This window comes from Cryobacterium sp. TMB3-10, assembly GCF_004402305.1.
Lineage (GTDB): Bacteria > Actinomycetota > Actinomycetes > Actinomycetales > Microbacteriaceae > Cryobacterium > Cryobacterium zongtaii.
Window position 1 is genome coordinate 52,453 of record NZ_SOGH01000019.1, and the last position, 26,238, is coordinate 78,690.

General features: G+C 66.4%; 22 protein-coding genes. All 22 read left to right on the forward strand.

From position 1 onward, the window contains the following. The first annotated feature begins 75 nt into the window (after positions 1-75). The 22 genes from E3T22_RS07585 (at position 76) to E3T22_RS07690 (ending at position 26,066) form a co-directional block, all read left to right on the forward strand. Positions 76-2,964, forward strand: a complete 2,889-nt coding sequence (locus E3T22_RS07585) for an EAL domain-containing protein (RefSeq protein WP_166789283.1) — start codon at positions 76-78, stop codon at positions 2,962-2,964. A 197-nt stretch (positions 2,965-3,161) separates the two neighbouring features. Beyond that, a complete protein-coding gene (locus tag E3T22_RS07590) occupies positions 3,162-3,860 on the forward strand; it encodes a hypothetical protein (RefSeq protein WP_134408159.1) in 699 nt (232 codons plus the stop codon). 74 nt (positions 3,861-3,934) lie between these two features. After that, the gene (locus tag E3T22_RS07595) at positions 3,935-4,615 is read left to right on the forward strand and encodes a hypothetical protein (RefSeq protein WP_134481008.1); all 681 of its coding nucleotides are present in this window, start codon (positions 3,935-3,937) and stop codon (positions 4,613-4,615) included. A gap of 159 nt (positions 4,616-4,774) precedes the next feature. Beyond that, entirely contained in the window at positions 4,775-6,442 is a 1,668-nt protein-coding gene (locus E3T22_RS07600; RefSeq protein ID WP_134481009.1) for a GspE/PulE family protein, read from the forward strand. 41 nt (positions 6,443-6,483) lie between these two features. Next, entirely contained in the window at positions 6,484-8,004 is a 1,521-nt protein-coding gene (locus tag E3T22_RS07605) for a type IV pilus twitching motility protein PilT (protein WP_134481010.1), read from the forward strand. Continuing rightward, positions 8,004-9,233 carry a type II secretion system F family protein gene (locus tag E3T22_RS07610; protein WP_134481011.1) on the forward strand — a complete coding sequence of 410 codons (1,230 nt, stop codon included), beginning with the start codon at positions 8,004-8,006 and terminating at the stop codon, positions 9,231-9,233. The genes E3T22_RS07605 and E3T22_RS07610 overlap by 1 nt, the downstream gene beginning before the upstream one ends. 166 nt (positions 9,234-9,399) lie before the next feature. Further along, positions 9,400-9,840 carry a type II secretion system protein gene (locus E3T22_RS19535; RefSeq protein ID WP_198414962.1) on the forward strand — a complete coding sequence of 147 codons (441 nt, stop codon included), beginning with the start codon at positions 9,400-9,402 and terminating at the stop codon, positions 9,838-9,840. A 71-nt stretch (positions 9,841-9,911) separates the two neighbouring features. Then, positions 9,912-10,346 (forward strand): prepilin-type N-terminal cleavage/methylation domain-containing protein, encoded by a 435-nt coding sequence (locus tag E3T22_RS07620; protein ID WP_134481012.1) that lies wholly within the window; start codon positions 9,912-9,914, stop codon positions 10,344-10,346. After that, a complete protein-coding gene (locus E3T22_RS07625) occupies positions 10,346-10,936 on the forward strand; it encodes a type II secretion system protein J (protein ID WP_166789284.1) in 591 nt (196 codons plus the stop codon). The genes E3T22_RS07620 and E3T22_RS07625 overlap by 1 nt, the downstream gene beginning before the upstream one ends. 71 nt (positions 10,937-11,007) lie before the next feature. After that, positions 11,008-12,567, forward strand: coding sequence for a hypothetical protein (locus E3T22_RS07630; protein WP_134481014.1), 1,560 nt, complete (start codon positions 11,008-11,010; stop codon positions 12,565-12,567). Further along, a complete protein-coding gene (locus E3T22_RS07635; protein ID WP_134481015.1) occupies positions 12,560-13,402 on the forward strand; it encodes an A24 family peptidase in 843 nt (280 codons plus the stop codon). The genes E3T22_RS07630 and E3T22_RS07635 overlap by 8 nt, the downstream gene beginning before the upstream one ends. A gap of 57 nt (positions 13,403-13,459) precedes the next feature. Further along, on the forward strand, positions 13,460-14,512 hold the full coding sequence (pilM, locus tag E3T22_RS07640) for a type IV pilus assembly protein PilM (RefSeq protein WP_134481016.1): 1,053 nt from the start codon (positions 13,460-13,462) through the stop codon (positions 14,510-14,512). Continuing rightward, on the forward strand, positions 14,509-15,177 hold the full coding sequence (locus E3T22_RS07645) for a hypothetical protein (protein WP_134481017.1): 669 nt from the start codon (positions 14,509-14,511) through the stop codon (positions 15,175-15,177). The genes pilM and E3T22_RS07645 overlap by 4 nt, the downstream gene beginning before the upstream one ends. Positions 15,178-15,179: 2 nt before the next feature. Then, positions 15,180-15,941: a hypothetical protein gene (locus E3T22_RS07650; RefSeq protein WP_134481018.1), complete on the forward strand. Its 762-nt coding sequence runs from the start codon at positions 15,180-15,182 to the stop codon at positions 15,939-15,941. A 94-nt stretch (positions 15,942-16,035) separates the two neighbouring features. Then, positions 16,036-17,031 (forward strand): hypothetical protein, encoded by a 996-nt coding sequence (locus E3T22_RS07655; RefSeq protein WP_088457209.1) that lies wholly within the window; start codon positions 16,036-16,038, stop codon positions 17,029-17,031. 27 nt (positions 17,032-17,058) lie between these two features. After that, positions 17,059-17,547: a hypothetical protein gene (locus tag E3T22_RS07660; protein WP_088457208.1), complete on the forward strand. Its 489-nt coding sequence runs from the start codon at positions 17,059-17,061 to the stop codon at positions 17,545-17,547. Positions 17,548-17,589: 42 nt separating this feature from the next. Then, entirely contained in the window at positions 17,590-22,065 is a 4,476-nt protein-coding gene (locus tag E3T22_RS07665) for an FtsK/SpoIIIE domain-containing protein (RefSeq protein WP_134408173.1), read from the forward strand. A gap of 194 nt (positions 22,066-22,259) precedes the next feature. Then, on the forward strand, positions 22,260-22,574 hold the full coding sequence (locus E3T22_RS07670) for a hypothetical protein (RefSeq protein ID WP_088457206.1): 315 nt from the start codon (positions 22,260-22,262) through the stop codon (positions 22,572-22,574). Between the two features lie 67 nt (positions 22,575-22,641). Then, entirely contained in the window at positions 22,642-23,973 is a 1,332-nt protein-coding gene (locus E3T22_RS07675) for a hypothetical protein (protein WP_088457205.1), read from the forward strand. 4 nt (positions 23,974-23,977) lie between these two features. Beyond that, positions 23,978-24,616: a hypothetical protein gene (locus E3T22_RS07680; RefSeq protein WP_088457204.1), complete on the forward strand. Its 639-nt coding sequence runs from the start codon at positions 23,978-23,980 to the stop codon at positions 24,614-24,616. After that, entirely contained in the window at positions 24,613-25,203 is a 591-nt protein-coding gene (locus E3T22_RS07685; RefSeq protein WP_134408174.1) for a hypothetical protein, read from the forward strand. The genes E3T22_RS07680 and E3T22_RS07685 overlap by 4 nt, the downstream gene beginning before the upstream one ends. Then, positions 25,200-26,066 (forward strand): hypothetical protein, encoded by an 867-nt coding sequence (locus E3T22_RS07690; RefSeq protein WP_134408175.1) that lies wholly within the window; start codon positions 25,200-25,202, stop codon positions 26,064-26,066. Before E3T22_RS07685 ends, E3T22_RS07690 begins: the two co-directional genes overlap by 4 nt. Positions 26,067-26,238: the final 172 nt, after the last annotated feature.

The window sequence follows — 26,238 nt, forward strand, 5'->3', positions numbered from 1 at the left end:
ACCTGCGACGAGCGTCGGCCCGGTAGAATCGTCATGACGAGTGGCGCTCCTGCCCATCGGGAGCAGAGGCACATCATGCGGTTGGCCAGTCTCACCGGAGCGGCCGTCGCCGGAGCGGTCGGTGTGATCCTCCTGATCGGATGGTACGTCGGGCTGGGCGCGATCCCCGGGGCCATCGCCGGCCTGTGGACGATCAAACCGATGACCGCAGTGGGCTTCATTCTCGTCTCTGCTGCCGTGGCAATGCTGGACCGGCGCCGAGTCAGCCTGGGTCTGGGTCTCGCTGTTGCCATGATCGGTGTGCTCACCCTGGCCGAGTACATCTTCGGGATATCACTCGGCATTGACGAGCTTGCGGGTATCGACTTCGACGGGCAGACCGCGCGCATGGCGCCGGCCACGGCGGTGTCGCTGCTGCTGCTCGGGGCATCCGTCGTCGCCAGCCGGCTCGCCCGCGCCAGCGTGATGCTCGGACTGGCCTTCGGGACGCTCATAATCAGCCTGATCGCGATTCTCGGCTACGCCTACGGGGTCTCCTCGCTCTACAGTGTCGGCGGGTTCGCGAGCATGGCCTTGCCCTCGGCGCTCGGGCTGGCCATTTTGTCGTTGTCGATCCTGCTGCAGCGTCCCGCCAACGGTCTGATCGCGCTGTTGGGCGACCCGGGCAGCGCGGGGCATCTGCTCCGCCCGGTCATTCCTGTCTTGTTCCTCGGCCCGTTCGTCCTGGGGCTGGCCGACCTTGCGGGCCGCCGCCTGGGCTGGTACGACACGGTGTTCGGCGTCGCCATCCTGATCGCGGTCATGACAGTTCTCGGCACGGGGCTCGCCTGGATCGCGGCGCGCCGGCTGCGCACCCTCGATCGCCAGCGGGACGCGGCCATGCAGGCCCTCGCCGAGGCCAACCACACCCTTGAGGAGACGGTTGACGCTCGCACCCGGCAACTGGCGGAGACGGCGGACACGCTCCACACGCTGATCAAGATCGCACCGGTTGGCATCGTGCAACTGGATGCTGCGGGCGGAATCATTTCGGCTAACGACCAGTGGCTCGAGCTGAGCGGGCTCACGAAGCGCCAGTCGCGGCGCGACGGCTGGGTCGCGGCCATGCACCCCGACGACGCCGACCGAGTGCGTCAGGAATGGCACCAGTACGCCGCCGCCGGGGAGGCCTACGAGACGACCATGCGATTCCGCACTCCCTCCGGCCAGGTCAACTGGGTGCAGGTGAGCACCGCCCCGATTACAGACGCGAGGGTTGTGTTGGGGCACCTTGCCAGCGTGACCGACGTGACCGCGCTGCGCGCTGCCGAACACGCGGCATCGGCGGCCAGTGCCCGCTTCGAGGCCGCCTTCGCCTCGTCGCCGCTCGGAACAGCCATCGTGTCCCTGGACGGAATAGTCGTCGAGGCGAACAAGCGGCTCTTCGACCTGGCCGGGTCATTGATCCCGGTGGTGAATCAGCCCATCGAGTCGATGTTCAGCCCGGCGAATGCCGGTGATGGCGCGGCATCCGCGACGGTCGGACTCGACGGCCCGACGGGCCGCCGCATGGACCGTCGGATGCGACGCGACGACGGTGAGGAAACCTGGGTCAAGGTCAGCATCGCCGAGATCAACGAGGGTGAGCAGGCCGGCGGGTTCCTGTACCAACTCGAGGACATCACCGCCCGGCGCCTGGCCGAAGCCCGGGTCGAGCATCTGGCTTTCCACGATCCGCTGACAAACCTGCCCAATCGCCTGCTGCTACTCGACCGGCTCAACCAGGCTCTCCTCCAGGCGTCGCGTCGCGGTACCGGCGTCGCCGTGTTGTTCATCGACCTCGACCGATTCAAATTCGTCAACGACAGCCTCGGCCATCACGCCGGCGACGCCGTCCTAATGCAGGTTGGGCTCCGGCTGCGCCAGCATGCCAGGGCGACCGACACGGTGTCCCGCATCGGCGGGGACGAATTCGTGGTCATCTGCCCGGATGTCGGCCGCAGCGGGGACGTCAACAAGATCGCCGAGGCGTTCCAGAAGGCCATCTCAGAGCCGATCCAGTTCGGTGACCAGATCGCATCCGTGGATGCCAGCATCGGCATAGCATTCGGGCTCGGTCATGACGACGCCGAGTCATTGCTGCGCAACGCTGATCAGGCGATGTACCTGGCCAAGGGACGGGGCCGCGCCCGATACGAGGTCTTCGACGACGACCTGCGCTACCGCATTCACCAGCGGCTCGACACCGAGCTGGCTCTGCGCGACGCCGTCGCTCAGGGCGAGATCGAGACGTGGTACCAGCCCATCGTGGACCTGCAGGAAAACCGAGTCGTGGCGACCGAGGCCCTCGCGCGCTGGCGGCGGCCCGAGCGCGGGCTGATCTCCCCGGGGGAGTTCATCGCTATTGCCGAAGAGGTCGGCTTGATCAAGGGCATCGGCGCCACGGTGCTGGGCCAGGCCTGCCACGCGGCGACCGCCCTGGAGCGCAACGTGGCCGTCAGCGTGAACGTCTCGGCCCGGCAGTTCGTGCAGGACGACTTCGGCGCTGTCGTCAAGCGCGCGCTCAGGGACTCGGGTCTGGCCCCTGACCAGCTCTGGCTGGAGCTCACCGAGAGCGCCGTGCTCGAGGCGATCGACTCCGCCGCCCGAACCTTCCAGGAGCTGCGCGCCATCGGAGTGCGGCTCGCCATCGACGACTTCGGCACCGGCTACTCGTCGTTCACACATTTGCGCGAGTTCACCGTGGACCTGTTGAAGATCGACCTGTCGTTCATCCGCGACCTTGAACGGTCCGAACACGATCGAGCGATAGTGGAAGGAATCCTCCGTTTGGCGGACTCCCTCAATCTGGATGTGGTGGCCGAGGGCATCGAGACCACCAACCAGCGAGACCTGCTGCAGGCGATGGGCTGCCGCTACGGCCAGGGTTACCTCTTCTCGAAGCCGACTCCTAGCGCTTCCCCCGCGGTCGTCTTCGCCACCTGACGCGCTCGTTCTTAGGCTCGTCGCCGACAAGCGCGACCAGCGGATGCGAGGAGCCACCGTGTGACAGACAGTGCGGACTAGGTCGCGCAACAAGGAGTCATGAACACACGGTGGCTCGCGACCCATGATGCCCCGCATCCGGCCCGGAGGCAAACGGCCAGCTAGGCTGGGGGAAAATCTCGAAGGGGGTCACCGCCATGGGTGCTGCAACGTTGCCGACTGGTTCACCGTCCCGGCGCCCGCTGTGGTTCGCCCTCGGCGCGGTGGGCGTGCTGCTGGTCGTGGCGCTGATCGTGGTGCTCGTGGTCTGGCGCGGGGGAGCGGGCACTCCTTCCGGCTCCGACGACTCCCTGCCGGGCACCCGCCCCACGCCCACCGCAACCGCCGAGCCGCAGGCCGTCGCCAGCGCCGCGCCCGCGGTGGCCGCCGGGCCGCGCCCCACCAGCTGCGAGGCGATCTACAGCCCGGCCATGTTGGCCACCCTCAACGAGACCGGCACCCTTAACCCCGAGTGGGCCGAGAAAGACGTCAATTCCGGCGTGCTGTTCGGTACCGACGACGAACAACTCATCGTCGTCATCGAGGGCGCAGAGCACCTCACTTGCGTATGGGGCAACCCCGACGGCGGCTCGGGTAGCGGCCTCACCTCCAACGTGGTCTTCGTCACGGCCGAGCAGTCCGAAGCGGTGCACCAGCGGCTGCTCGGCGACGGCCTGAACTGCTACGAAGAGCTCGGCGGCATCCGCTGCATCGCCGAATCGACCGAGGGTGCCGAGGGCATCGCGGGCCAGTCGCACTTTCTGCGCGACGGCATCTGGCTGGCCACCCGCTACGTGAACGCGGGCCCGGAAGGCTACACCCACGACATGGTCGCCACCGTCTGGGCCGGCGCCTAACCAGCACCTCCCTGGCCCCGTCGGGCTATGCTGTGCGCAAAATCCTCCGGAAGGATTGCGCTCAGGGAGGCCGAATGTCCGTTCATGGAGCACCGACGATCACGGCCGGAGCACAGTGGGTGCTGCTGATCCTGGGCGGTATCGTGACCGTCTTCGTCGTGCTGGCCGCGGTGTGGGTGGTCTTCTCACCCCGGCCCGTGCCCACCCCCGCAGTGGACCCCGACGCCCGGCCCGTGCCAGCAGCGCCGGCGGCGGCTGCCGCGGTCAGCGCCCCCACCGCCGTGCTCGAACCTGGCACCCCCAAGCCGGCCGCCTGCGAGCAGATCTACAGCCCCACGATGGTCGGTGCGTTCGGCGACCTGGTACTCAACCCGGCCTGGACCACCCAGCCCGGCGCCGATGTGCGCGACGGCGCCGACGACCCCGAGCTGCGCGCGATCATCAACGGAAGCGAGCACCTCAGCTGCCGGTGGGTCAGCCCCGCCGGGGCGTCCGACAGCGGCGTGTCCACCAGTGTGGTGTGGGTCGCCGCCGACCAGACCGCCGCCGTCGAGGCCCGCCTCCGTGCGCTGGGCATGGAGTGTTACGAGGAATTGGACGGGCTGCGCTGCGTCACCGAAACCACCACCGACGTCGGCCGCTACGGCCAGTCGCACTTCCTGCGCGGCGGCATCTGGCTGGCCACCCTCTGGGTGAATGCCGGCCCGGATGGCTACACCCACGACATGGTCAAGACGATCTGGGCCGGTGCCTGATCACGGCGCCGACGCGCCCACCCTTGATTAAGGGACTGGTGACGCCGAAACCCCCGGAGATACCGTAATCTGTCACACAGGACGCCTCGGGCGCCGTCTTTCGCGCAGGATTTGTTCTCCCCGAGTTCCACCGCACAGCCACGATCCGGGGAGGGTCGAATGCCTACGCTGACTGAAGTTCTGATTCTTCACGGCTCGTTGCCGATCGAATACCTCGACACGGTGATGAGCAACGATCCGGCCGATGAGGGCGGCGCCCGCGCTTTGGTTGAGAGTGGCGTGATCACCTCAATGCAACTCGCCAGGGCCCGGGCGGTGCAGACCAATCTGCCGTTCGTGGACCTGCTCGACTACCCGGTCGACCGGGTCGCCGTCGCCACAGTCTCCGCCGCCGTGTGCAAGCGTCACGAGGTGTTGCCGATTGCGGTGAGCATGAATCGTCTCGTGCTGGCGATGGTCAACCCCGGCAATGTCGTTGCCCTCGACGATGTCATGCAGGCGTCCCGGATGAAGATCAACCCGGTGGTCGTGGAACGCGCCGACCTCTTGGCCGCCATTGAGCGCTACCACCGCGCCGACGACGAGCTGAGCAACCTCACCACCACCCTGGAAGAGGAGCAATCCCCGGAAGAAAGTTCCTTCGGGGTCTCGGACTCGCTCGACGACGACGCCCCCATCGTTCGGTTCGTGAATCTCTTGGTCAGCCAGGCCATCCAGGACAAGGCCTCCGATATTCACATCGAACCGGCCGAACACAGCCTGGGCGTGCGGTACCGCATCGACGGGGTGCTGCACGATATGCAGCGGGCACCCAAGAGCATTCAGAATGGGGTCATCTCCCGGCTGAAGATCATGGCCGACATCGACATCGCCGAGCGGCGCAAACCGCAGGACGGCCGCATGTCGGTCAGTCACGGTGGCCGGCACATCGACCTGCGGGTGGCCACGCTGCCCACGGTGTGGGGCGAGAAGGTTGTCATGCGAATCCTCGACAACTCGAGCACGTCGATGAGCCTGCAAGACCTCAACCTGCTGCCGGACAACTTTGAGGCCTACCGGCGGTCATACTCCAAGCCGTACGGCATGATCCTGGTCACCGGCCCCACCGGCTCGGGCAAGAGCACTACCCTGTACACGACCTTGCATACGGTGGCCCGGCCCGAGATCAATGTGATCACTGTTGAAGATCCGGTGGAATACCGGATGGCGGGAATCAACCAGGTGCAGGTGAACCCCAAGGCCGGGCTCACCTTCGCCAGCGCGCTGCGCTCGATCCTGCGTTCCGACCCGGATGTGGTGCTGATCGGTGAGATCCGCGACCACGAGACCGCCCAGATCGCCATCGAAGCTTCGCTCACCGGTCACCTCGTGCTCTCCACCCTGCACACTAACGACGCCCCCAGCGCGGTCACCCGGCTCACCGAGATGGGGATCGAACCGTTCCTTGTGGGCTCCGCCCTGGACTGTGTGGTCGCCCAGCGGCTGGCCCGGCGTCTTTGCGATCGCTGTAAGGCCCCGGACGAGCGGGACTCCGGCGAGTTGATGCACCTGCGCTTCAGCACCCCGCAGGACACCGAGCCGCCGGTGCTGTTCAAGCCGGTCGGCTGCCCGAGTTGCTCCAATACCGGCTACCGCGGCCGGATCGCCGTGCATGAGGTCATGACGGTGTCCGAGGAGATCGAGAGACTCACGGTGGCGCACGCCTCCAGTGCCGACATCGCTCAGGCCGCCCGTGACCAGGGCATGATCACCTTGCGTGAAGACGGCTGGACCAAGGTTCGGATGGGTTTGACCTCCATCGAAGAAGTTCTGCGAGTGGTCGCCTAGTGCCGAACGAGTGGACGCGTAGTGCCGAAGGGGACATCAGTATGAGCCAGCCAATCTACGAGATTCCGGTGACGCCACCGCAACGGCCGCAGAGCGGTGACGACCCCGACGCCGATCCGGCGGCGACCGCTCTCCCCGAGGCGCCGCTGCCGTGGTATCTGCAGGACCCGGCGGATTCACCGCCCACCGAGCCGGTGGTGTTCAAGTCCATCTATGACCAGCCCACCGATACCGTGACGGCGTATCCCACCCACGCGGAACCCGCGCGCACGGAGGCCGACATCCAGGTCATTCCCGAGCAGGCGAGGCCCGACCTCACCCGCTCAGCGCTCGACCCGGCCAGCAACGAAGTGCTCCGGCCTCGCACGGACGCGCCAGCAGGAACTGCAACGGCCCGGCCACGTCGGGCGCAGCGCTTCGAGGACGTTGTCGAGGCCGACCAGGATATTCTGAACGCCCTGCAGGAGGTGCTCGATTTGGATGGCTCCGATCTGCACGTGACTGTCGGTGCACCGCCGAGCATCCGGGTGAACGGCTCGCTCCGCCCTCTCGACAACACCAACCGGTGGATGCGCGAAAAGGTGCAGTCCGCCCTGTACAGCCTTCTCAGCCCCGCGCAGCGGGAGGAATTCGAGCGGGAGCTCGAACTGGACTTCGCCTACACCACCAACGGCGCCCGGTTTCGGGTGAACTACTACCAGCAACGCAACTCCATCGGCGGGGCTTTCCGGCTTATTCCGCGGGAGATCAAGCAGCTCAAGGACCTCGGCGTGCCGGAATCGGTGGGTCGCTTTGCCGCCATGGCCCGGGGTCTGGTCCTCGTCACCGGGCCCACGGGCTCGGGAAAGTCCACCACCCTCGCCGCGCTCGTCGACCAGGTGAATCGCACCCGCGCTGACCACATCGTCACCGTCGAAGACCCGATCGAGTTCTTGCACCGGCACCAGAAGTCGCTGGTGAACCAGCGCGAGGTGGGCAGCGACACGCACAGCTTCGCGGCCGCCCTCAAGCACGTGCTGCGACAGGACCCCGACGTGATTCTGATCGGTGAGCTGCGTGACCTTGAAACGATCTCGGTGGCGTTGACCGCCGCCGAGACCGGCCACCTCGTATTCGCGACTTTGCACACTCAGAGCGCCGCCCAGACCATTGACCGCATCATCGACGTGTTCCCGCCGCACCAACAGTCCCAGGTGCGCTCCCAGCTCGCGGCGACGCTGCAGGGCGTGGTCTGCCAGACCCTGGTGAAGCGGGTCGACGGCGGCCGAGTGGTGGCCACCGAGGTGCTGTTCGCCACCTCCGCGATCGCCAACCTCATTCGTGAAGGCAAGACCTACCAGATCTCCTCCGCGATGCAGGCCGGCCGCGAGCAGGGCATGCACTCGATGGACCAGCACCTCGCCGACCTGGTCAACACGGGCCTGATCACCCGCAAGTCCGCCGAAGAAAAGGCGCAAGACGTGACCAGCCTCGGCCAGCTCATCCGGCGCAGCGAATTCGAAGAACCGATCAGCCTGGCCACTGACGGGCCCGACTACGACGCCTACGCGCCGGGCAACTGATGCCCACCGCACAGACCTACGCCTACAAGGCCCGCGACACCAGCGGAAAGGTCGTCAAGGGCAAGGTAGATGCGCCCTCAGAGGTCGCCGTCACCTCACGACTTCGCACCATGGGACTGACTCCCGTGTCGATCACCGAGGCGAATGCCGGCACCGGCCTGCAGCGCGACATCCAGCTGCCGGGGATGAAGAAGGCCATCTCACTGAAGGACCTTGCGGTGATGAGCCGGCAGATGGCCACCATGACGTCGTCGGGGCTCACCCTGTTGCGCACCCTGAATATCCTCACCGAGCAGACCGACAACAAGCAGCTCGCCGAGATCCTCGGCGCCATCCGCACGGATGTTGAGACCGGCATTTCGTTGTCCTCTGCGATGGCCAAACACCCCACTGTGCTGCCGCCCATCATGATCAACCTGGTTCGGGCGGGTGAGACCGGCGGCTTCCTCGAGAAGGCACTGAACTCGGTGGCCGCCAACTTCGAGTCCGAGGTGAAGCTGCGCAGCACCATCAAGTCGGCCCTGGCCTATCCGGTCATTGTGCTGATCATGGCCGTTGTGGCCGTGATCGGCATGCTGATCTTCATCGTTCCGGTGTTCGAGGGCATGTTCAAGGGGCTCGGTGGGGACCTGCCCATCCCCACTCAGATTCTCGTGGTGCTGTCCCGAATAATGGTGTGGCTTGGACCCCTGCTCGTCGTGCTTGGGGTGGCATTCTCCTTCTGGTGGCGGCAGAACAAGAACACCGAAGCCGTGCGCAAACGCATCGACCCGATCAAACTGAAATTGCCAGTCTTCGGGTCGCTGATGACCAAGTTGGCCATTGCCCGGTTCAGCCGCAACTTCTCGACCATGATCGGCGCCGGTGTGCCCATCATGCAGTCCCTGGCGATTGTGGGGGAGACCTCCGGCAACTGGGTGATCGAAAAGGCGTTGCGCAACGTGCAGGACTCCGTGCGCAAGGGTGAGTCGATTGCCGGGCCGCTCATGAAGGAGCCGATCTTCCCCAATATGGTGACCCAGATGATCGCCGTCGGCGAGGACTCCGGCGCGTTGGAGCAGATGCTCAACAAAGTGGCCGACTTCTACGACGAGGAAGTTCAGTCCACGACAGAGCAACTGACGGCCCTGATCGAGCCGCTCATGATCGCCTTTATCGGCGTGGTCGTCGGCGGCATGATCGTCGCGCTCTACATGCCGATGTTCAGTATTTTCGACTACGTCAAATAGGTCCTTTGGCACGTGCAGATTAGTTCGTTCCGCCCCCTACACTGGGGGAACTGATATTCTCAGCTGATTTTCAGAATTTCGGTGTCGCGGTGCTTTCCATCTCTAATCTGGAGGTGGATGGCGCCATCTGCTTTCCGCTTTCATCCCTACATGAACAGGACACACCATGATCCGCACCGCATTGGTCGCACTCCACCAGAAGCGCGCGTCGCTCGACGAGAAGCAGAAGGGCTTCACGCTCATCGAGCTGCTCGTTGTCGTCTTGATCATCGGGATCCTGGCCGCCGTTGCCATCCCGATTTTCCTCAACCAGCAGGCCTCGGCCCGTGACAGCGCAACAAAGGCCCAGGTCACCACCGCCAAGACGGCTATCGTTGCCATGCTCGTGGCGACCCCTTCACCGACGGCGTTCCCCACGAGCGGCTCTAACATCACCGGCTTCACCAACAGCACCGACATTCCGGTCACGGTTGTAGGCTCCAAGGCGGCTTTCTGCGTGTCAGGTAAGCACGTTGACGGCGCCAACACCTTCGCGATCGATGACAAGGGTGCAGCGCTCAAGGGCACCTGTTCAACAGCGTTCGTAGCCACAGCCGCGACGCCGTAAGTCCAACCGTCTGGGCGGGGAGTCAGGGGGTTCCTCGCCCAGGTTGCAGCGCAACCGAATGAGAGAAATCGATGATTCTGCCCACCCCTGCAAACCGCCCGAAGGCGGACGATCGCGGGTTCGGCATGATCGAAATCGTCGTATCGATGTTCCTTATCGCTCTGATCGCCATGGCTTTCATCCCGGTGCTTGTCCAGGGCATGCGCCTGTCAGTCGTGAACACGAGCGTTGCCACAGCTACCCAGCTGGTCAGCCAGAACATGGAGCAAGCCAGGGCTCGGGGCACGAATTGCGCAGATCTGAGAACGTTCGCGGCTGAGGCCATAAGTCCGGTCGTCGACAAGAGAGGCGTCTCTTTCCAGCCGACCCGAGACCCCATCACATGCACGGGCACTATCGCGGACTACCCAAAGACCGTTCCGTTTCAGGTTAAAGTCACCGAGTCCGGCTCTAGCGCGGTTCTCGCCAGCGCGTCGACGCTAATCCTTGTGAAATGGGTGCCCTAATGTCGCGCTACTCAAAGCCAGGTGAACCCGCGGATAACGGATTCACCCTCATCGAGCTCCTCGTGTACATGAGCCTCGCCACCATCGTCCTCTTTATCGTGGGAGGTTTTCTGATCGATTCACTCAAAGTCGAGCGTGACGTCTCCCAGGCCGCCGAAGCAACGACCACGGCACAACTGATTTCCACGTCCGTGCAGTCGGCGGTGCGCAACGGTTCCGCTGTGGGCCTGGTGAACGCAGGCTCCGATGGAAGCCAGATGCTGATCACTCGAACAACGACTCGGGGGAGCACCCTGAGCTGGGTTTGTCAGGCGTGGTACTACAGCGCATCCAATAAGGCCATCTACACCAAGACTTCTGCGACTCCCGCCGTAGCGATCGCCCTGCCCGCTTCTGCTCCAGCTGGGACCTGGACACTGCTGGGTTCCGGGATCGGCCCGAGCCAGTCAGGCGTAAGTGTTTTCAGCTCCACAGCGGACTCTGCCACTCTGAGTTTCGAAGTCGCAGCAGGCACCAGATCGCCAGTGCGAGTAGAAACCAAGACCTACACCCGAGTCAAACCGCCGGTTAGTGCGCCATGTTTCTCGTAGGTAGGTCGCGGTCCCTGCACAACGACGAGGGCAGCGCTTTGATGGCGGTATTCGGTGTCATGGCTGTGGCCATGATCGTGAGTGTCGCGGTGGCTAGCGCAACCCTGTCCTCGCTTGGCTTCACTGGTTCGACGCGCGCAGGTGTGCAGGCTCAATCCGCCGCAGAAGCCGGAATCGACGATACTGAAGCCAAATTGACCAAGTCCACCTGCAATCCGGCCAGCTACAAGTCTGTAGTCGAACCCAAATTCACAGTAGAGGTTTTCACGCAGGACAACGGCAGCGCGACCTGGGTGCTGCGATGCCCGTCGGCAGCGACAACGAGTATCAAACTCAGATCGACCGGTACCGCGATAGCGACCGGCGTTAGTGGAAACCAAACGGGTGACACGCGAGTCGTTGAGGCGATTTACGTCCCCGCCGTCTCTAGCGCGATATCTGAGTCCGGTCCTGCCGTCTACGCGTACAGCGCGACCGGCTTCGGCGGGTCTGGCACGCTTCTTTCCGTCAACGGCTCGAAACCGAGCGTCCTCATTCGCCACGGCGATGTCGAGTGCGGCGGCGGCGGCTTCGTCACAGGCGACCTGGTCGCAGCCGATGGGAAGGTCACAATTAGCGGGTCGTGTAGCGTCTCGGGGAGTGTGTGGGCGTCTAAAGCGGTGAGCATTGACGGTGGCAGCATCACAGTCGGAGGCGACGTCACCTCGCGGTGGGCCGGCACTGGGGATTCGGTATTTCTTAGTGGTGTGCGTGTTAAGGGTGACGCTTGGGCAGCGGGGCCGCTGAAAGTCACTTGGGGAACGGTCGTCGAAGGGGACGCCACCGCGCCTTCTCTTAGTCTCGCCGGAGGCAACATCTTGGGCGGGGCGTGGGCCGCGGGAGCGGCGACCTTTGCCGGCGGTGCCGAAATCGCGGGACACCTCACTGCGAAGTCGACCAACAGTTCGAGCAGCGCTAAGGGCGGTGCCACCATCGTGGCGGCCGGCCCGGGAGCGGGGCCAGCGGCTGGGCCGACACCATCAGTCCCGAATTGGGTCGACTTCAAATATGACAAGACCAAATGGGTAGGTTTCAACGAGGCGGCAATCACCGGCACCTGCGACTTCACGGCACTCAAGAATGCTGCCGCGACGTTAGGAAGTGGTCCCGGCATCATCAACGCGCTAGGGTGCACGAACCCCCTTTCGATCGGGGGAAGCGACATACTCACGCTGGGCAACGACTTGGCCATCGTGGCCAAGGGTTTCAACCTGGGTGGTGGCGGCGGTTTCACTGCCGCTGTCGATCGTGACCTGTGGCTCATCACACCCGACACTGTCGCAGACGCCCAACCCACCTGCCCGGGGGCAACCCCCGCCGTCAGCCCCTTCACCGTCGACGGTGGCTTCACGCTGGCGAGCAAGGTGCACGTGATGATCTACAGCCCTTGCAAGGTCAACATCTCCTCGGGCATCGTCTGGTTCGGACAGGTCTACTCCGGAAGCACCACGATCGACGGCGATGCCAAGCTGAATTACGTGCCGGTGGGACTTCCCGGTGTCAATCTCAGCGACGGAACGGTCACGACGCCGGGCAGCTCGGGTGGGCTCGGCGATCGCACGTCAATTCGGGACCTAGGCGCGAATGGGTAGCTGGCTGCTCGTCATCGTCGCCACTGGTTTTGGAGCCTTAATCGGTTCGTTCCTGAACGTGGTGATCTATCGCCTACCACGGGGAGAGTCAGTCGTGTCACCGCCGAGTGCGTGCACGACCTGCGGCCATCGAATCCGTGGTGCAGACAACATCCCCGTGCTGTCGTGGCTGGTGTTGCGGGGCAAATGCCGGGATTGCCGCGCGCCCATCGCTATTCGCTATCCGGTGGTGGAGCTGGGAACCGCCCTCTTCTTTGGTCTCGTCGGTGCATGGACGACATCGAGTCTCGCCGGTCAGTCGGTTGTGGACATAAACGGCGCTGCTTTGGCCGCTGTCGCGCTCCGCCTCGTCGCGTTTCTCTATCTCGCGGCCGTCAGCGTGGCGCTCGCGTTGATCGACCTCGAGACGCACAGACTGCCCGACAAGATCGTACTTCCTGCCTATGCGGTTGGCGCGGTGCTGCTCGGTTGGGCGGCGCTAGTTACGGGTGACCTTGGGCGTTTGCTCAGTGCCGGCATCGGTCTGGCCGCACTGTGGCTGCTCTACTTCCTGATGGCGGTGTTGTATCCGGGCGGGATGGGTTTCGGCGACGTCAAGCTCGCCGGGGTGCTCGGGCTGTTCCTCGGCTGGTTGGGTTGGGGGCAGCTGGTGGTGGGCGCTTTCTCGGCCTTCCTGCTCGGCGGCATCTTCGCTCTCATCCTTCTGGTTAGCCGACGGGTCAGTCGCAAGGGCAGCATTCCGTTCGGGCCTTGGATGCTCGCCGGCGCCTGGGTGGGGATCTTCGCCGGCGACACGATCTGGCATTCGTATCTGGCCCTGTTCGGATTGGCCTAGCCCGGACCTCTCAACCGCACCACCTCTCAGCAACAGCAGCAAGGAAGGACGTGGCCCATGGTCGCTAGCGTCGTAGGAATAGACATCGGCAGCACGGCCGTGCGCGCGGTGGAACTGAGCGGTGCCGGCAAGGCGTTGCCCACCGTGATGAGGTACTACGCCGTGCCGCTGCCCGAGGGGTCGGTGTTGCGCGGCGAGGTGCAGGAGATCAACACGGTGGCCGAGGCCCTCAAGCGGTTGTGGTCCGCGGGTGGCTTCGGAAGCAAAGACGTGGTGATCGGAATGGGTAATCACCGGGTGCTCGTGCGGGATCTGACCGTGCCCAAGGGCTCGTTGGCACGCATTCGCGAGTCCTTGCCGTTCCATGTGCAAGACATGTTGCCGGTGCCGGTGGCCGACGCGCTGCTCGACTTCTACCCCATTTCCGAGACGGATGGCGGCGCCGCCGGACCCCAGGTGCAGGGTCTCCTGGTGGCCGCCATCAAGGAGTCAGTGGAGGCGAACGTGAAGGCCGTGCAGCTGGCGGGCCTCATCCCGGTGGAGGTCGACCTCATTCCGTTCGCGCTGAGCCGCGTGGTCTATCGTGGTCAGCCGGACCCTGGCGTAGTGGTGCAGATCGATGTGGGCGCTCGCACCACCAGCGTGATTGTCACCGCGCAAGGCAGCCCCCTGTTCGTGCGCATCATTCCCACAGGGGGAGACGACCTCACCCAGGCGCTCGTGGACCGGCTGCCTACCGACCCTCAAACCGCAAACGCGGTGAAGCGCGCGGTCGGGCTCGCGCCTGGCGGCGTTGCTGTCGGCGATGAAGACGCCGTGGGCATCATCCGTGAGGTGACCACTGAACTGCTCAGCAGCCTGCGCAACACCATCACCTACTTCGCCAACACCCGGCCGTCGCTGTCGATCGACCGAATCGTGCTGGCTGGAGGCGGCAGCTCCCTGATCGGATTCGGGCAGGCGCTGGGTGAGCTGACCCGCCTGAACGTGGTGCCTCCCGAGCCGTTGGGTGCGGTCACGTTCGCCAAGGGCGTTAGCGTGGATGAGTTCCAAAGCACCGGCGGAGAGTTCTACGTGGCGCTGGGCCTGGCCTTGGGGAGCGCAGCATGAAGGCGGCAGTGCGCGACGATGGTCTGATTCTCGGCGGCGAACCACGGATCAACCTGTTGCCACCAGAAGTCTCGGCGCAGGCCGCGGACCGCTCACTGCGCCGCAAGCTGATTTTGGTGACGGCCGGCGTGCTCGTGCTCGTCTTGATCGGGGTCGGCGGGGCTTTTCTGCACGCAACCTCGAGTGCTCTCCGCCTGGTGGCCACGCAAGCAGACACCACAGACCTGCTCTCCGAACAGAGTAAGTATGTGGCGGTACGCCAGGTAGAGGCTCAGGTAGAAACCGCGCTCGCTGCACGGGCCGTCGGCGGATGGTCCGAAGTGGACTGGAAGGCCTACCTCCAGGGGATGCGCGCGGTACTGCCCGCTGATGTTGGAATCGACGCGGTAACCGTCGACTCGACCTCGCCGTTGACCGTTTATCCACAGCCCACCGGTCCCCTGCAGGAACCTCGCGTGGCGACACTGACGGTCACGATGGTGAGCCCCGGTTTGCCGACGGTGCCGCAGTGGCTGGACGCCCTGCACACGCTGCCCGGTGTGGCCGATGCCGTTCCGGGGTCCATCACCGCGGGGGACACTGGCGGGTACACCGTTGTTGTGACAATGCACATCGATTCCGACGCGTTCTCCGGACGCTTCACCGACGCCACCGGAGGTAACTGACCATGTCAACACGACGCATCTGGGCCATCGGCTGTGCCCTGGTCATGACGGTTTCTATCGCGCTGGGATGGGTGCTGGGTGCCTCTCCCTTGCTGTCGGTAGCCAAGGTCGCCGACGAGGCACGGGAGGCGGCCGAGGCGCAGAACGCGGTCTACAGCCAGGAGCTGGTGATCCTCAAGGACCAGTTCGAGGGTATCGACCAGCTCGAAGACCAGCTCGGCGACCTGCGGGCTGAGCTTCCCTCGGGCGCGGCGCTTCCGGCCTACGTCAATCAGTTGTCCACCGAGGCACAGCAGCATTCTGTCACCCTCACGAGCATCACCACGGCGGATGCGGTGGCGTATGCACCGACCGCGGCCGAGGTCCCTGTCGTGGAAACGCCCGCTGCCGACGCCGAGGCCCCGGCTGCCGACGCTGCCGTGCCGGCAACCGAGGCCGTTGCCGCCGCACCGGCGGAGGGGGCCGGCGTGCCGGTGACCAGCCCGCTCGTGAGCGCGGAGAACTTCATCGCCATCCCCATCACGCTTGCGTTCGACGGCGGCTATGACAACGTGCTCGCTTTCATCGAGGGCCTGCAGAAGGGAACCCGGCTCACCGCGGTCACGGCCTTCAGCACGACCAAGGAAGCCGCCGAGGCGCCGGCCGCATCCGTCGACGCCGACGCCCCGGCGGCTGCACCGGCAGCCACCGACGAGGTCTCGGGAACAATGTCCCTGCTGATCTATGTGCTGCTCGATCCCACCGCGGAGGTCGACGCAGGTTAACCGCCGCGCGCCCCGAGCTTCCGTCGACTTGTCGCCCCGGATTGCTACAGTGGCAGCACAGAGCTACGGCCGCGAGGCTCACGAGGAGTGCAGCATGACCGACACCACGCCCCCCGAGGGCAACAAGAACCACAACCCGGATGCGCCCACCGAGCACATCTACGACGATGCGAACCCGGAGCCCACCACCGTGGCCGACCCGAGCAAGACCGTCGACCAGCCTGTGCGCGAACCGGTGGCCGAGACCTCGACGCCGGAGCCTGCCTACGTTCCCGGCGAGCCGATCGACTACGAGCCGGCCACCCCGGTGACGGTCAACGCGTCGGAGGCGCAGACCGAAAAGGTCGAACGCCTCACCGCCGAGCCCACCCCGGCCGAGGTCGCCCGGGATGAAGCAGCTGCGGAGCAGAAGAACTACACGCCCACCTACGTGCCCACCCCGGCAGCCGCGACGGTCCCCGCCGCAGCCGCGCAGCCCACCGTGCAGCCGCCGGTGCAGCAGCAGACCCAGCAGTTCTCGCAAAGCCCGGTGTACGTCACCGCGCCCACCCCGCCCAAGACCCTGGGCAACCGGGCCGCCGGCATCCTCATCGGCCTGATTGCCACCGCGGTCTTCGCCGGCGTCTATGCGGTCATCGCGTTCTTCATCTCCGCCGCCAACGCCGCCACCGTCGCCGACGCCACCACCCGGTTCACCGACTTCCTGGTGCTGCCGGTCTTCTACGTGCCGGTGATCTTCTTCTTCCTCGCCTTCGCGCTGCTGGTCGCGGTGCTCAACCGTGCCGGCTGGTGGGCCTATGTGCTCGGCGGCTTCCTTGTCGCCGTGGTCGTGTACTTCTCCTACATCGGCGGCGCCCTGCTCGCCGTGCAGGCGTGGAACCTGACCCCCGCCGAAGCGGCCCGCTTCGTGAGCACTCAGTGGTTGAACCCCGGCGCCATCGCCGCGGCCGTCGTGGCCCGCGAGGTGCCCATCTGGTTCGGCGCCTGGATCGCCCGCCGCGGCCGCAGCATCACCGCGAAGAACATCGCCGCCAAGGCCGAATACGAGCGTCAGCTCGCCGAAGGACCGCAGCTCGCCCGTCCGGTCTAACCGCTGGCAGTGCGGGGGGAGCACAGAATGCGCGATTACCAGAAATATGCGACCGTCGTCGCGGTTTTCGCGACCGTGCTCTACGCCGCACTGCTCGTGGCCGCGTTCGGCCTGATCAGCCTGGCCACCAACCTCGAGGTCATCGCCGACAGGTCGGCCGGCACCCTGGTGGGCCCCACCATGACGGCCGTCGCCGTGCTGCTGGTGCTGCTCATGCTGATCGTTCTCGGCGTCAACACCCCACCCGACAAGCAACGCGTCGTGGTGGGGTTTGCTGTTGCCACCGGCATCGCCGCGTACGGCCTGTTCATCGTCACCGGAGCCATCCTCGTGGCCGCCGGCAACGGCCAACCCTTGGGCGTGCTGCTGTTCGCCGGCAGCATGCTCGCCAGCCCGTTCGCCCTCACCGTGGGTGCGCTGGCCTTTCTCGTCGCGCTCGTCTACTCGATCCTGCTGGCCTCGCACTACGGCGAGCACGGCCGGCCGCTCTGGCCGTGGGAGCGCCGCGGCGAATAGCACGTCACCCCGCACCGCCAGCTCTACTGACATAGGAACTGAATGCGCCTCAAGCTCACCCTGGTTCGCCCCAACGGCGCCGCCAGCGACATCATCGTCACCGCGGATGCGGCAGCCACGATCTCCGAAATCGCCGGCACCATCAGCCGGGTCGACGCGCAGACCACGCACTCACCGGACCGGTTCCTCACCCTGCGGGCAACGCTGCCCGGCCAGAGCGTGCCACTCACCCTGCCGCCGGACGGACCGGTGGGGGAGGCCTGGATCGGCTCCGGCGCATCCGTGAGCCTCGCCGACGCCGGTGTGCTCTACCAGGCCCCGTCAACGCTGACGGCGCAGCCGGTAGCCCAACTCAAGGTGCTCTCCGGGCCGGATGAAGGCCGCGAGTTCCCGCTGGCGCCCGGCAGCCTGCTGGTGGGCCGCGACGCCGCCTGCGACATCGTGCTGCACGACAGCCTGGTATCGAAGAAGCACGTGCGGCTGGAGATCGGCGAGGCCGTGGAGGTCATCGACCTCGGCAGCGCCAACGGGGTCGTCGTGGACGGCGGCATCGTGGGCCGGCTGCGCATTGCCAAGACCGAACGGATGCTGCTCGGCGACTCCGAGGTGGAGATCAGTCTGGTCGCCGGCGCCGCGCCCGAAAGCGCGCCCAAACCCGGCCCGATCTTCTTCAACCGGTCGCCCAAGGTGGAGAAACGCTACATCGGCCAGGAGTTCGTCTCCCCGGAGGTGCCCACCGAGAAGGAGGACGCACCGTTCCCGCTGCTGGCGATGATCACCCCGCTGCTGCTGGGCGGGGCGATGTTCGCGCTCACCAAGAGCCCCACCACCCTGCTGTTCTGTCTGCTCTCCCCGGTCATGCTGATCGGCAACTTCTTCACCACCAAGGGCCGTGACAAACGCCGGATGGCCAAGGCCGTGGCCAAGTTCAGCGCCAGGCTCGAGGTACTCACCAATCGGCTGGCCACCGAACGGGTCATCGAGCACGAGCTACGGCTCAAGGAGTCGCCCTCCACTCTGGAAGCACACGAACACGCCATGAACCGGGGGCCGATGCTCTGGACCCGCCGTCCCGAACACTGGTCGTTCCTGAACGTGCGGCTCGGCTGCGGCACCATGAACTCCCGCAACACCATCTCCGACTCCAGCCGCGGCGACATGCTGCCGGAGTTCGAGGAGAAGCTCACCGAAGTCATCAACGCCAATCGCACCCTCGACGGCGTGCCGCTGATCGACAACCTCTACGACTCCGGCGCACTCGGAATCGCCGGCTCACCCGCCCAGGCGATGGGCTCGATCAACTCGATCCTGGTGCAGCTCACCGCACTGCACTCACCGGCCGAACTTGTCGTCGCCTCCCTGGTCACGCCCCGCTGGTCCCGTGAGCTGGAATGGCTCAAGTGGATGCCCCACACTTCCTCCCCGCACAGCCCCATTGAAGGGAGCCACCTCGCCGACAGCGCCGCCAGTGCCAGCGCGGTGCTTTCCGGCATCGAGGGTGTTGTGGAGCAGCGCCTCGCCCAGGCCAAGGCCAGCCGCCGCGGCGCCATGGTGCAAACGGATGCCGCGCTCGAGCGCGGCGGCGAGGTCGGCGCATCCGGCACCAAGGAGGGCACCAAGTCGGCCATCCCCGCGATTGTGCTGCTGATCTCCGACGACGTGGCCATCGACCGGGCCCGGCTCGTGCAGCTCGCCGAAATCGCCGCCGACGCCGGCGTGTACCCCATCTGGATCGGCCCGACCGTGGCGGCACTGCCCGCCGTCTGCCGCACCTACCTGCACCTGGGCGACGAACCCGGCATCGCCACCGTCGGTTTCGTGCGCCTGGGCGAGACCATCGACAACGTCGTCACCGAACAGGTCGACTCCGCTGCCGCCCTCGAATTCGCCAAGCGGATGGCCCCGGTCATCGACGCCGGCGCCCTCGTCGCCGACGCCAGCGACCTGCCCCGCACCGTGTCGCTGGTCACCCTGCTCGGCCATGACATGGTCGAGACCAGCGCCGCGGTCATCGACCGGTGGCAGCAGAACACCTCCATCCACGACCGAAGCGGCGGCACCCCCAAACCGCGCCGGGCCGGCAAGTTGCGCGCCATCATCGGCTCCGCCGGCGTCGACGCCATGCACCTGGACCTCCGCACCCAGGGCCCGCACGCCCTCGTGGGCGGCACCACCGGCGCCGGCAAGAGCGAGTTCCTGCAGGCCTGGGTGCTCGGCATGGCCGCCGAGTACAGCCCCGACCGGGTCACCTTCCTGTTCGTGGACTACAAGGGCGGCTCGGCCTTCGCCGACTGCGTCACCCTGCCGCACTGCGTGGGACTGGTCACCGACCTCAGCCCGCACCTGGTGCGCCGCGCGCTCACCAGCCTGCGCGCCGAACTGCACCACCGCGAGCACCTGCTCAACCGCAAGAAGGCCAAGGACCTGCTCGAGCTGGAGAAGCGCGGCGACCCCGACAGCCCGCCCGCCCTGGTGCTGGTGATCGACGAGTTCGCCGCCCTGGCCACCGAGGTGCCCGAGTTCGTCGACGGTGTCGTCGACATCGCCCAGCGCGGCCGGTCGCTCGGCATCCATCTGATCATGGCCACCCAGCGTCCCGCCGGTGTGATCAAGGACAACCTGCGCGCCAACACCCCGCTGCGCATCGCCCTGCGGATGGCCGACGAGTCCGACAGCACCGACGTGATCGGCACCAAGGAATCCGCCCACTTCGACCCGGCCATCCCCGGCCGCGGCGTCGCCAAGACCGGCCCCGGCCGGCTTGCCCAGTTCCAGTCCGCCTACGCCGGCGGCTGGACCAGCCGCGAACCCGAGCGGGCCGGCATCGACGTGCACGAGCTGCGGTTCGGCGCGGAAAGCCGTTGGGAGGAGCCGCGAGCGGTCGACTACGTCGACGAGGACCGCGACCTCGGCCCCACCGACCAGCAACGCCTGGTCACCACCATCATCGGCGCCAACGCCGCCACCGGCATCCCCGCGCCCCGCCGGCCGTGGCTCGACGAACTCGCCGGCGCCTACGACCTCAGCCTGCTGAGGCAGCGCACGGATGCCGAACTCCTTCTCGGCGTCTCCGACATCGCCGAGCAGCAGCAGCAGGTCTCCGCGTACTTCCGGCCCGACATCGACGGTCACATCTCCATCTTCGGCACCGGCGGCTCCGGCAAGTCCGCGGTGCTGCGCACCCTCGCCTGCGCGGCCGCGATCACCCCGCGCGGTGGCCCGGTGCACGTGTACGGGCTCGACTTCGGTGCCGGCAGCCTGCGCATGCTCGAGCAGCTGCCGCACGTCGGTTCGATCATCATGGGTGAGGACGTCGAACGGGTCGTGCGGTTGTTCCGCACTCTGCAGGGTGAAATCGACCGCCGCAAGGCGCTGTACGCCGAGGCGAACGCGTCGAACATCACCGAGTACCGTCAGCTGGCCAACCAGCCGGCCGAGCCGCGCATCCTGCTGCTCATCGACGGGTTCCCCAACTTCCGCAACGACTTCGAGATCGCGGCCGGCCGCGCGCAGTGGTTCGACGTGTTCAAGGACATCCTCTCCGACGGCCGCCAGCTGGGCATGCACGTGGCGATCACCGCCGACCGGGCCGGCGCGGTGCCCGCGTCGATCTCTTCGGCGATCCAGCGCAAGGTGGTATTGCGCCTGGCCGACGACGGTTACGGCATGCTCGACGTGCCCGGCGACATCCTGAGCATCAAGTCGCCGGCCGGCCGCGCCATTGTGGACGGCTTCGAAACCCAGATCGCCATCCTCGGCGGCTTGTCGGCGCAGTCCGCGCAGTCGGCCGCCACCAAGCGGCTCGCCGACGCCATGCGCCGTGCCGGCGTGGCCGAGGCGCCGTCGATCGGGGCGCTGCCCAAGGAGTTCCCGCAGGCGCAGCTGCCCGCCCGGATCGGCGACCGGGTGGTGCTCGGCCTTGGCGACATCGACCTGGGCCCGGCCGGCTTCGAGCCCAGCGGTACCCTGCTGCTGGCGGGCCCGCCGGCCAGCGGCCGCAGCACCGCCATCGAATCGATCGCGCTGGCGTTCAAACGGTTCGAACCGGATGCGCGCCTGTACTACTTCGGCAACGCCCGCTCGCCGATCTCCCGGCTGGGTTTGTGGACCGAGGCCGCGACCACGGTGGACGCCATCGCGGCGTTGGCCAAGGACCTTGCGGCGGCGGTCGCCGACCCCGACACCGAGGGCCGCATCGCGGTGTTCGTCGAGAGTCTGGGTGACTTCCTGCAGACGCCCGCCGACGGCGGCATCCTCGAACTCACCCGGGCGGTCAAGCGCAGCGATCACTTCTTGCTCGCCGAGGCCGAGACCAGCGCCTGGAACTCGTCCTGGCCGCTGTTCGGCGAGATCAAGAACGCCCGACGCGGACTGCTGCTGCAGCCCGAATCGGTCGAGGGGGACATCCTGCTGAAGACCGCTCTGCCGCGGATGAACCGGGCGGAGTTCCCGCCCGGCCGTGGCGTGCTGATTGCTAAGGGCAACTTCGTGCGGGTGCAGCTGCCGCTGCTCTCGTGACCTTCTGTTCCCGAAGCGGACATTTGCGTCCGGCACGCCGGCCGCAAATGTCCGCATGGGCAACAGTTCGCGTCATGGGGACCGCTGCCCATCGAACCCGTTCACCGGGTTCGGTACTGTTCTAACAGGCAGCCGGCCCACGCGCATCCGTCGCAACGAGGCCGGTCAAGCCGAACACTTAGGGGGAACCGATCATGAGTGATCTCATCATCAACCTGGAGCTGCTTCATCAGCTGCGGGACGACCTGGACGCCGTCGTGAAGGAATTCACCAACGCCGACGACTTCAGCGACGACGTGGCCATTGCCACCGGTCACGAGAACCTCGGTGACCACGTCAGCGATTTCGCACACAAGTGGAACGACAAGCGCAAAGCCATGACCGAGGCGGTCGAGGGTCTGCGCAAGAAGATCGAGGGCATCACCGACGGGTTCACCCAGGTGGATGACGGCCTCGCGAAAGCCCTGACCGACGCCACTCCGCCGCTGCAGACCGCCACCCCCCTGTGACCCACCCCATGCCGTCCGCCCGCCCGGCCACCCCGAGATCTTCCCGCAGCCTGCCGAAGGAATCATCATGACCGACACCGAATTCCGTGCCCTCGAGGGTGACCCCGACCTGGTGCGCACCAAGGCGCAGCACTACGCCGAGATCGCCAACGCCATCGCCCGGTCGGTGACCACCCTCAACTCGATCAAGTCGGTGGAGGGCATGACGTCCAAAGCCATCGACGCGATCCGCGAAGAGGCGGGTAACGTCGCCGACGACATCGGCAAGGCCAAGGACCGGTACGCCGGCACCGCTCAGGCCCTGATCACCTACTCGGCGCAGCTGCGCCTGGCGCAGGATGCCGCGACCACCGCCATTGCGCACATCGGCGACAAGGAAACCGCCGCCGACACCGCCGGTCGCACAGCCACCCGCACCGCCGCCACGGCCGAGAGCGCCACCCCGGAGTCCAGCGCCACCGACACCGCCGCCGCCGACAAGGCCGAGGATGCCGCCGAAGCGGCCGGCCAGGCGCTGCAGGCGGCCCAGGCGGAATGGCACTCGGCCCTCGCGATCAAGAACCAGGCGGCCGAGTCGGCGATCACGGCCATCCTCGAGGTCGTCGAGGGCAAGAAGAGCCAGGACCTCAACGACACCTGGTGGGACGACTGGGGCGCCAAGGCGCTCGACATCCTCAAGACCATCTGCGACTGGGCCGGCGTGTTCGCCGTCTTCCTGGCCTGGGTGCCCATCCTCGGCCAGGTGCTGATGGTGCTCGCAGCCGTCGGCGCGGTGCTCACCCTCATCGAGGCCACCATCGCGGCCGTCAACGGCGACGGCAGCTGGTGGGCAGTCGCCGGCGCCGCGGTCGGTGCGGTGATGTCGATCTTCGGTGGCAAGATCTTCTCCGTGGGCGCGAAGTACGTGCGTGCCTCGATGATCACCAAGGCCGCCGCCAGGCTCGACGGCGCCCCGGCATTGACCCGCCAGCTCAGCGGGGTCGGCCGGCACAGCAAGGCGTTCATGAGCATCGACGACGCCGCGAAGGTGGTCAGCAAGCCGTTCAAGGATTCGGTGCTCGGGGCCTTCAAGAAGGACCTGGTTCCCGATGGTGCGCCCGTCAAAGCGATGGAGATGTTCAAGGAGGCGGCGAAGAAAGCCCTGCCGACCCTCGACGATTTCACGCCCTCCAGTCTGCTGAGCCTGAACGACGACCTGATGGACTTCTACCGGATGGCCGGCAAGGCGCCGCAGATCCTCGATACGCCGCTCGTCGTGCAGGGTGTCTCCCTCACGGTGGTGCAGATGCACACCTCGGTCACGGCCGTGCAGAGCCTGATGGAAAACCCGATCGACCCGTTCCTCGGCGAGTACGCGCCTCTGGTGCACCAGGTCGAGAAGACCTTCGGGAGAGACTAGACCGATGACATTTCGCAATTCGCCTTCCACCAGGGACATTGTCGACCTCAGCGTTGACGCCGACGCCACCTGGTATCCAGTTCCGCTCGACCGGTCTGAACAGCTGCTCTGGGGTGAGACCCTGGCCGCCGAGGTGACCGGGGCCGGAAGCAGCCGGCGCACGCTCGGCAGTCAGCTCGAAGCGCTGCAGATCCGGCTCATCGGCATCGGCAACCCGCGGATGAGCTGTGCCGTCTGGATCCCGTACCCCGAAACGGGCCGGGCGTCCAGCGCGCTGGCCTTCCAGCTCAACGACCTGCCCGCCGGCACCTCCGAAGCGGCCGCTGACAGCTACCTCGCCGAGCTTCGCGCCGACGAGGGCCGCCGTACACCCGGCATCGAATACCTGAGCGTCACCACCTGGGAGGGTGAGGTCGCGGCCGGTCCGTTCGTCGCCGCGCACAACCTCATCGCCCTGCGCAACCCGGGCGACGATGAAGCCGTCATTGAGGAACGCACGGTCTTCGCCGTCTTCCCGCCCGGCGCCGCGCAGATGGTGCAGCTGGTCTTCTCCGCCGAGAGTGTCGGCGCGTTCGTCAACATGCCCCGACAGACCGAAGAGGTTGTCGCGGCCCTGCGCATCGAACTGGAGGCGACCGCGTGACCCGCAAGGTAGTCAGCCCTGACCAGACCTTTTCGATCATCCTGCCCGGGACCTGGGCGGTCATCCCGTTGCAAGACGAAGTGGCCATGACCAAGCGCATCGTGGCCCTGGTGAAGAAACAGGTCGGCGGCGGTGACCGTGCGGCCCGCCTGCGCCGGCAGACCCGCGACGAGTTCGTGAAGACGGCCCAGCAGGCCCGGGATGCCGGCGCCATTTCGTTCGCTCTGTCGATGGAACTTTTGCCCGGCGTGCCGTTTCCCGCCGCGATGATCACCACTGTGGAGACCTGGCCGGTATCGGCATCCGCAGAGCTGGACCCGGCCGACCGGCTGCGGGCCATGGTGCCCGATGCCGTGGTGCTCGAGCAGCGCAGCGGCCTGGTGGCCCGGCAGGCCGAAAGCGCCCGGCAGCGGGTGGGCCAGGAAACGGTGCCGTCGCTGCGGGCCACCTATTGGCTGCCGAGGCCACAGACCGACGATTTGCTGCGCATCACGATCTCCGCGCCCATGGTCGACGATGCCGACCTCTTCACCGAACTGTTCGACGCGATCGTTGATTCGATCGCCTGGAAGGCCGAGACCCTATGACCCAGAGCACCACCACGCCCGAAGCCACGACCGGTCGCAACACCCGCGGACTGTTCCTGCTCTCGACCGGGGTGGTGTTCGCCATCGCGGCGGTGGTGATGCTCTTCATCACCGTGGTCGGTATCTCCACCTTGCAGTCCGACGCGTTAGCCCGAATCAACGAGCAGAACCTGTCGTACCGGGCCGAGTTCGGTTTCGTCGAGCGGGAGCTCTCGGTGCTCTCCGCCATGACCGCGGTCCCGGCCATGCTGCTGATCGTCGCCGTGTGCTTCCTCATTCCGGGTTACCTGCGCCGACGCGGCGTGATCGCCGAACGCGACACCACCTTCTGGCGCGGCGGCTCCCACACCGCCAAGTACAAGCCCCTGCCGCTGGGCCTGCACGCGGCGTGGGCACTGCTGCCGTTGGCCGCATGGGTGCTGCTCGTCGTGATTCCGCTGCGCAACCTCATCGGCGGTACCGCCTGGCCGGCGGGTCTGAAGGACGAGAACTCTTCGGCGGTATGGATGCTGTTGGCCGCGTACGGCGGTCTGGCCGCGGCGCTGTTCGCGGCGATCGTGGTGTCGCTGATCAAGAAGGTCGTCTACACCGCGCGTGTTGCCCGGCACCCGGAGGCCGTTGATGGCAGCGCCGGTAAGGGTCTCTGGCGCTGGGTCACCTTCCGCTGGCGCTTCGACCTGTGGCTGGCCGGACTCGGCGGGGCCTTCGTGGGGCTGTGCTGGATCGCCCTCGGCTTCGACGACACCCCGTTCTTCGTCACCACCCTGGCTATCGGCCTGGCCCTGCTGGCGGCCGGCCTGCTGCTCGCGGTGAACTACTGGCGTGCCGGCGAGCCCCTGGGCGCGGGCGAGTCCTACTCCTAACCCGGGTCTTCGTCCGGCGCGCAGTCCGGCCGGGGTCGGCGTGTCGTGGCGCGCAGCCCGGCGCTTCCCGAAAAACTCCGTCTTTACCGACGGATGCGTCTCACCTCGTTCGACCCGGTCGGCCAGCGGCGGGGGAGAGCATGGGGAGTGCTGCCCATTCCGTATTGCGACC

Coding starts and splice junctions, on each gene's coding strand:
- E3T22_RS07585 (WP_166789283.1), top strand. CDS start 76: ATGCGGTTGGCCAGTCTCACCGGAGCGGCCGTCGCCGGAGCGGTCGGT.
- E3T22_RS07590 (WP_134408159.1), top strand. CDS start 3,162: ATGGGTGCTGCAACGTTGCCGACTGGTTCACCGTCCCGGCGCCCGCTG.
- E3T22_RS07595 (WP_134481008.1), top strand. CDS start 3,935: ATGTCCGTTCATGGAGCACCGACGATCACGGCCGGAGCACAGTGGGTG.
- E3T22_RS07600 (WP_134481009.1), top strand. CDS start 4,775: ATGCCTACGCTGACTGAAGTTCTGATTCTTCACGGCTCGTTGCCGATC.
- E3T22_RS07605 (WP_134481010.1), top strand. CDS start 6,484: ATGAGCCAGCCAATCTACGAGATTCCGGTGACGCCACCGCAACGGCCG.
- E3T22_RS07610 (WP_134481011.1), top strand. CDS start 8,004: ATGCCCACCGCACAGACCTACGCCTACAAGGCCCGCGACACCAGCGGA.
- E3T22_RS19535 (WP_198414962.1), top strand. CDS start 9,400: ATGATCCGCACCGCATTGGTCGCACTCCACCAGAAGCGCGCGTCGCTC.
- E3T22_RS07620 (WP_134481012.1), top strand. CDS start 9,912: ATGATTCTGCCCACCCCTGCAAACCGCCCGAAGGCGGACGATCGCGGG.
- E3T22_RS07625 (WP_166789284.1), top strand. CDS start 10,346: ATGTCGCGCTACTCAAAGCCAGGTGAACCCGCGGATAACGGATTCACC.
- E3T22_RS07630 (WP_134481014.1), top strand. CDS start 11,008: ATGATCGTGAGTGTCGCGGTGGCTAGCGCAACCCTGTCCTCGCTTGGC.
- E3T22_RS07635 (WP_134481015.1), top strand. CDS start 12,560: ATGGGTAGCTGGCTGCTCGTCATCGTCGCCACTGGTTTTGGAGCCTTA.
- pilM (WP_134481016.1), top strand. CDS start 13,460: ATGGTCGCTAGCGTCGTAGGAATAGACATCGGCAGCACGGCCGTGCGC.
- E3T22_RS07645 (WP_134481017.1), top strand. CDS start 14,509: ATGAAGGCGGCAGTGCGCGACGATGGTCTGATTCTCGGCGGCGAACCA.
- E3T22_RS07650 (WP_134481018.1), top strand. CDS start 15,180: ATGTCAACACGACGCATCTGGGCCATCGGCTGTGCCCTGGTCATGACG.
- E3T22_RS07655 (WP_088457209.1), top strand. CDS start 16,036: ATGACCGACACCACGCCCCCCGAGGGCAACAAGAACCACAACCCGGAT.
- E3T22_RS07660 (WP_088457208.1), top strand. CDS start 17,059: ATGCGCGATTACCAGAAATATGCGACCGTCGTCGCGGTTTTCGCGACC.
- E3T22_RS07665 (WP_134408173.1), top strand. CDS start 17,590: ATGCGCCTCAAGCTCACCCTGGTTCGCCCCAACGGCGCCGCCAGCGAC.
- E3T22_RS07670 (WP_088457206.1), top strand. CDS start 22,260: ATGAGTGATCTCATCATCAACCTGGAGCTGCTTCATCAGCTGCGGGAC.
- E3T22_RS07675 (WP_088457205.1), top strand. CDS start 22,642: ATGACCGACACCGAATTCCGTGCCCTCGAGGGTGACCCCGACCTGGTG.
- E3T22_RS07680 (WP_088457204.1), top strand. CDS start 23,978: ATGACATTTCGCAATTCGCCTTCCACCAGGGACATTGTCGACCTCAGC.
- E3T22_RS07690 (WP_134408175.1), top strand. CDS start 25,200: ATGACCCAGAGCACCACCACGCCCGAAGCCACGACCGGTCGCAACACC.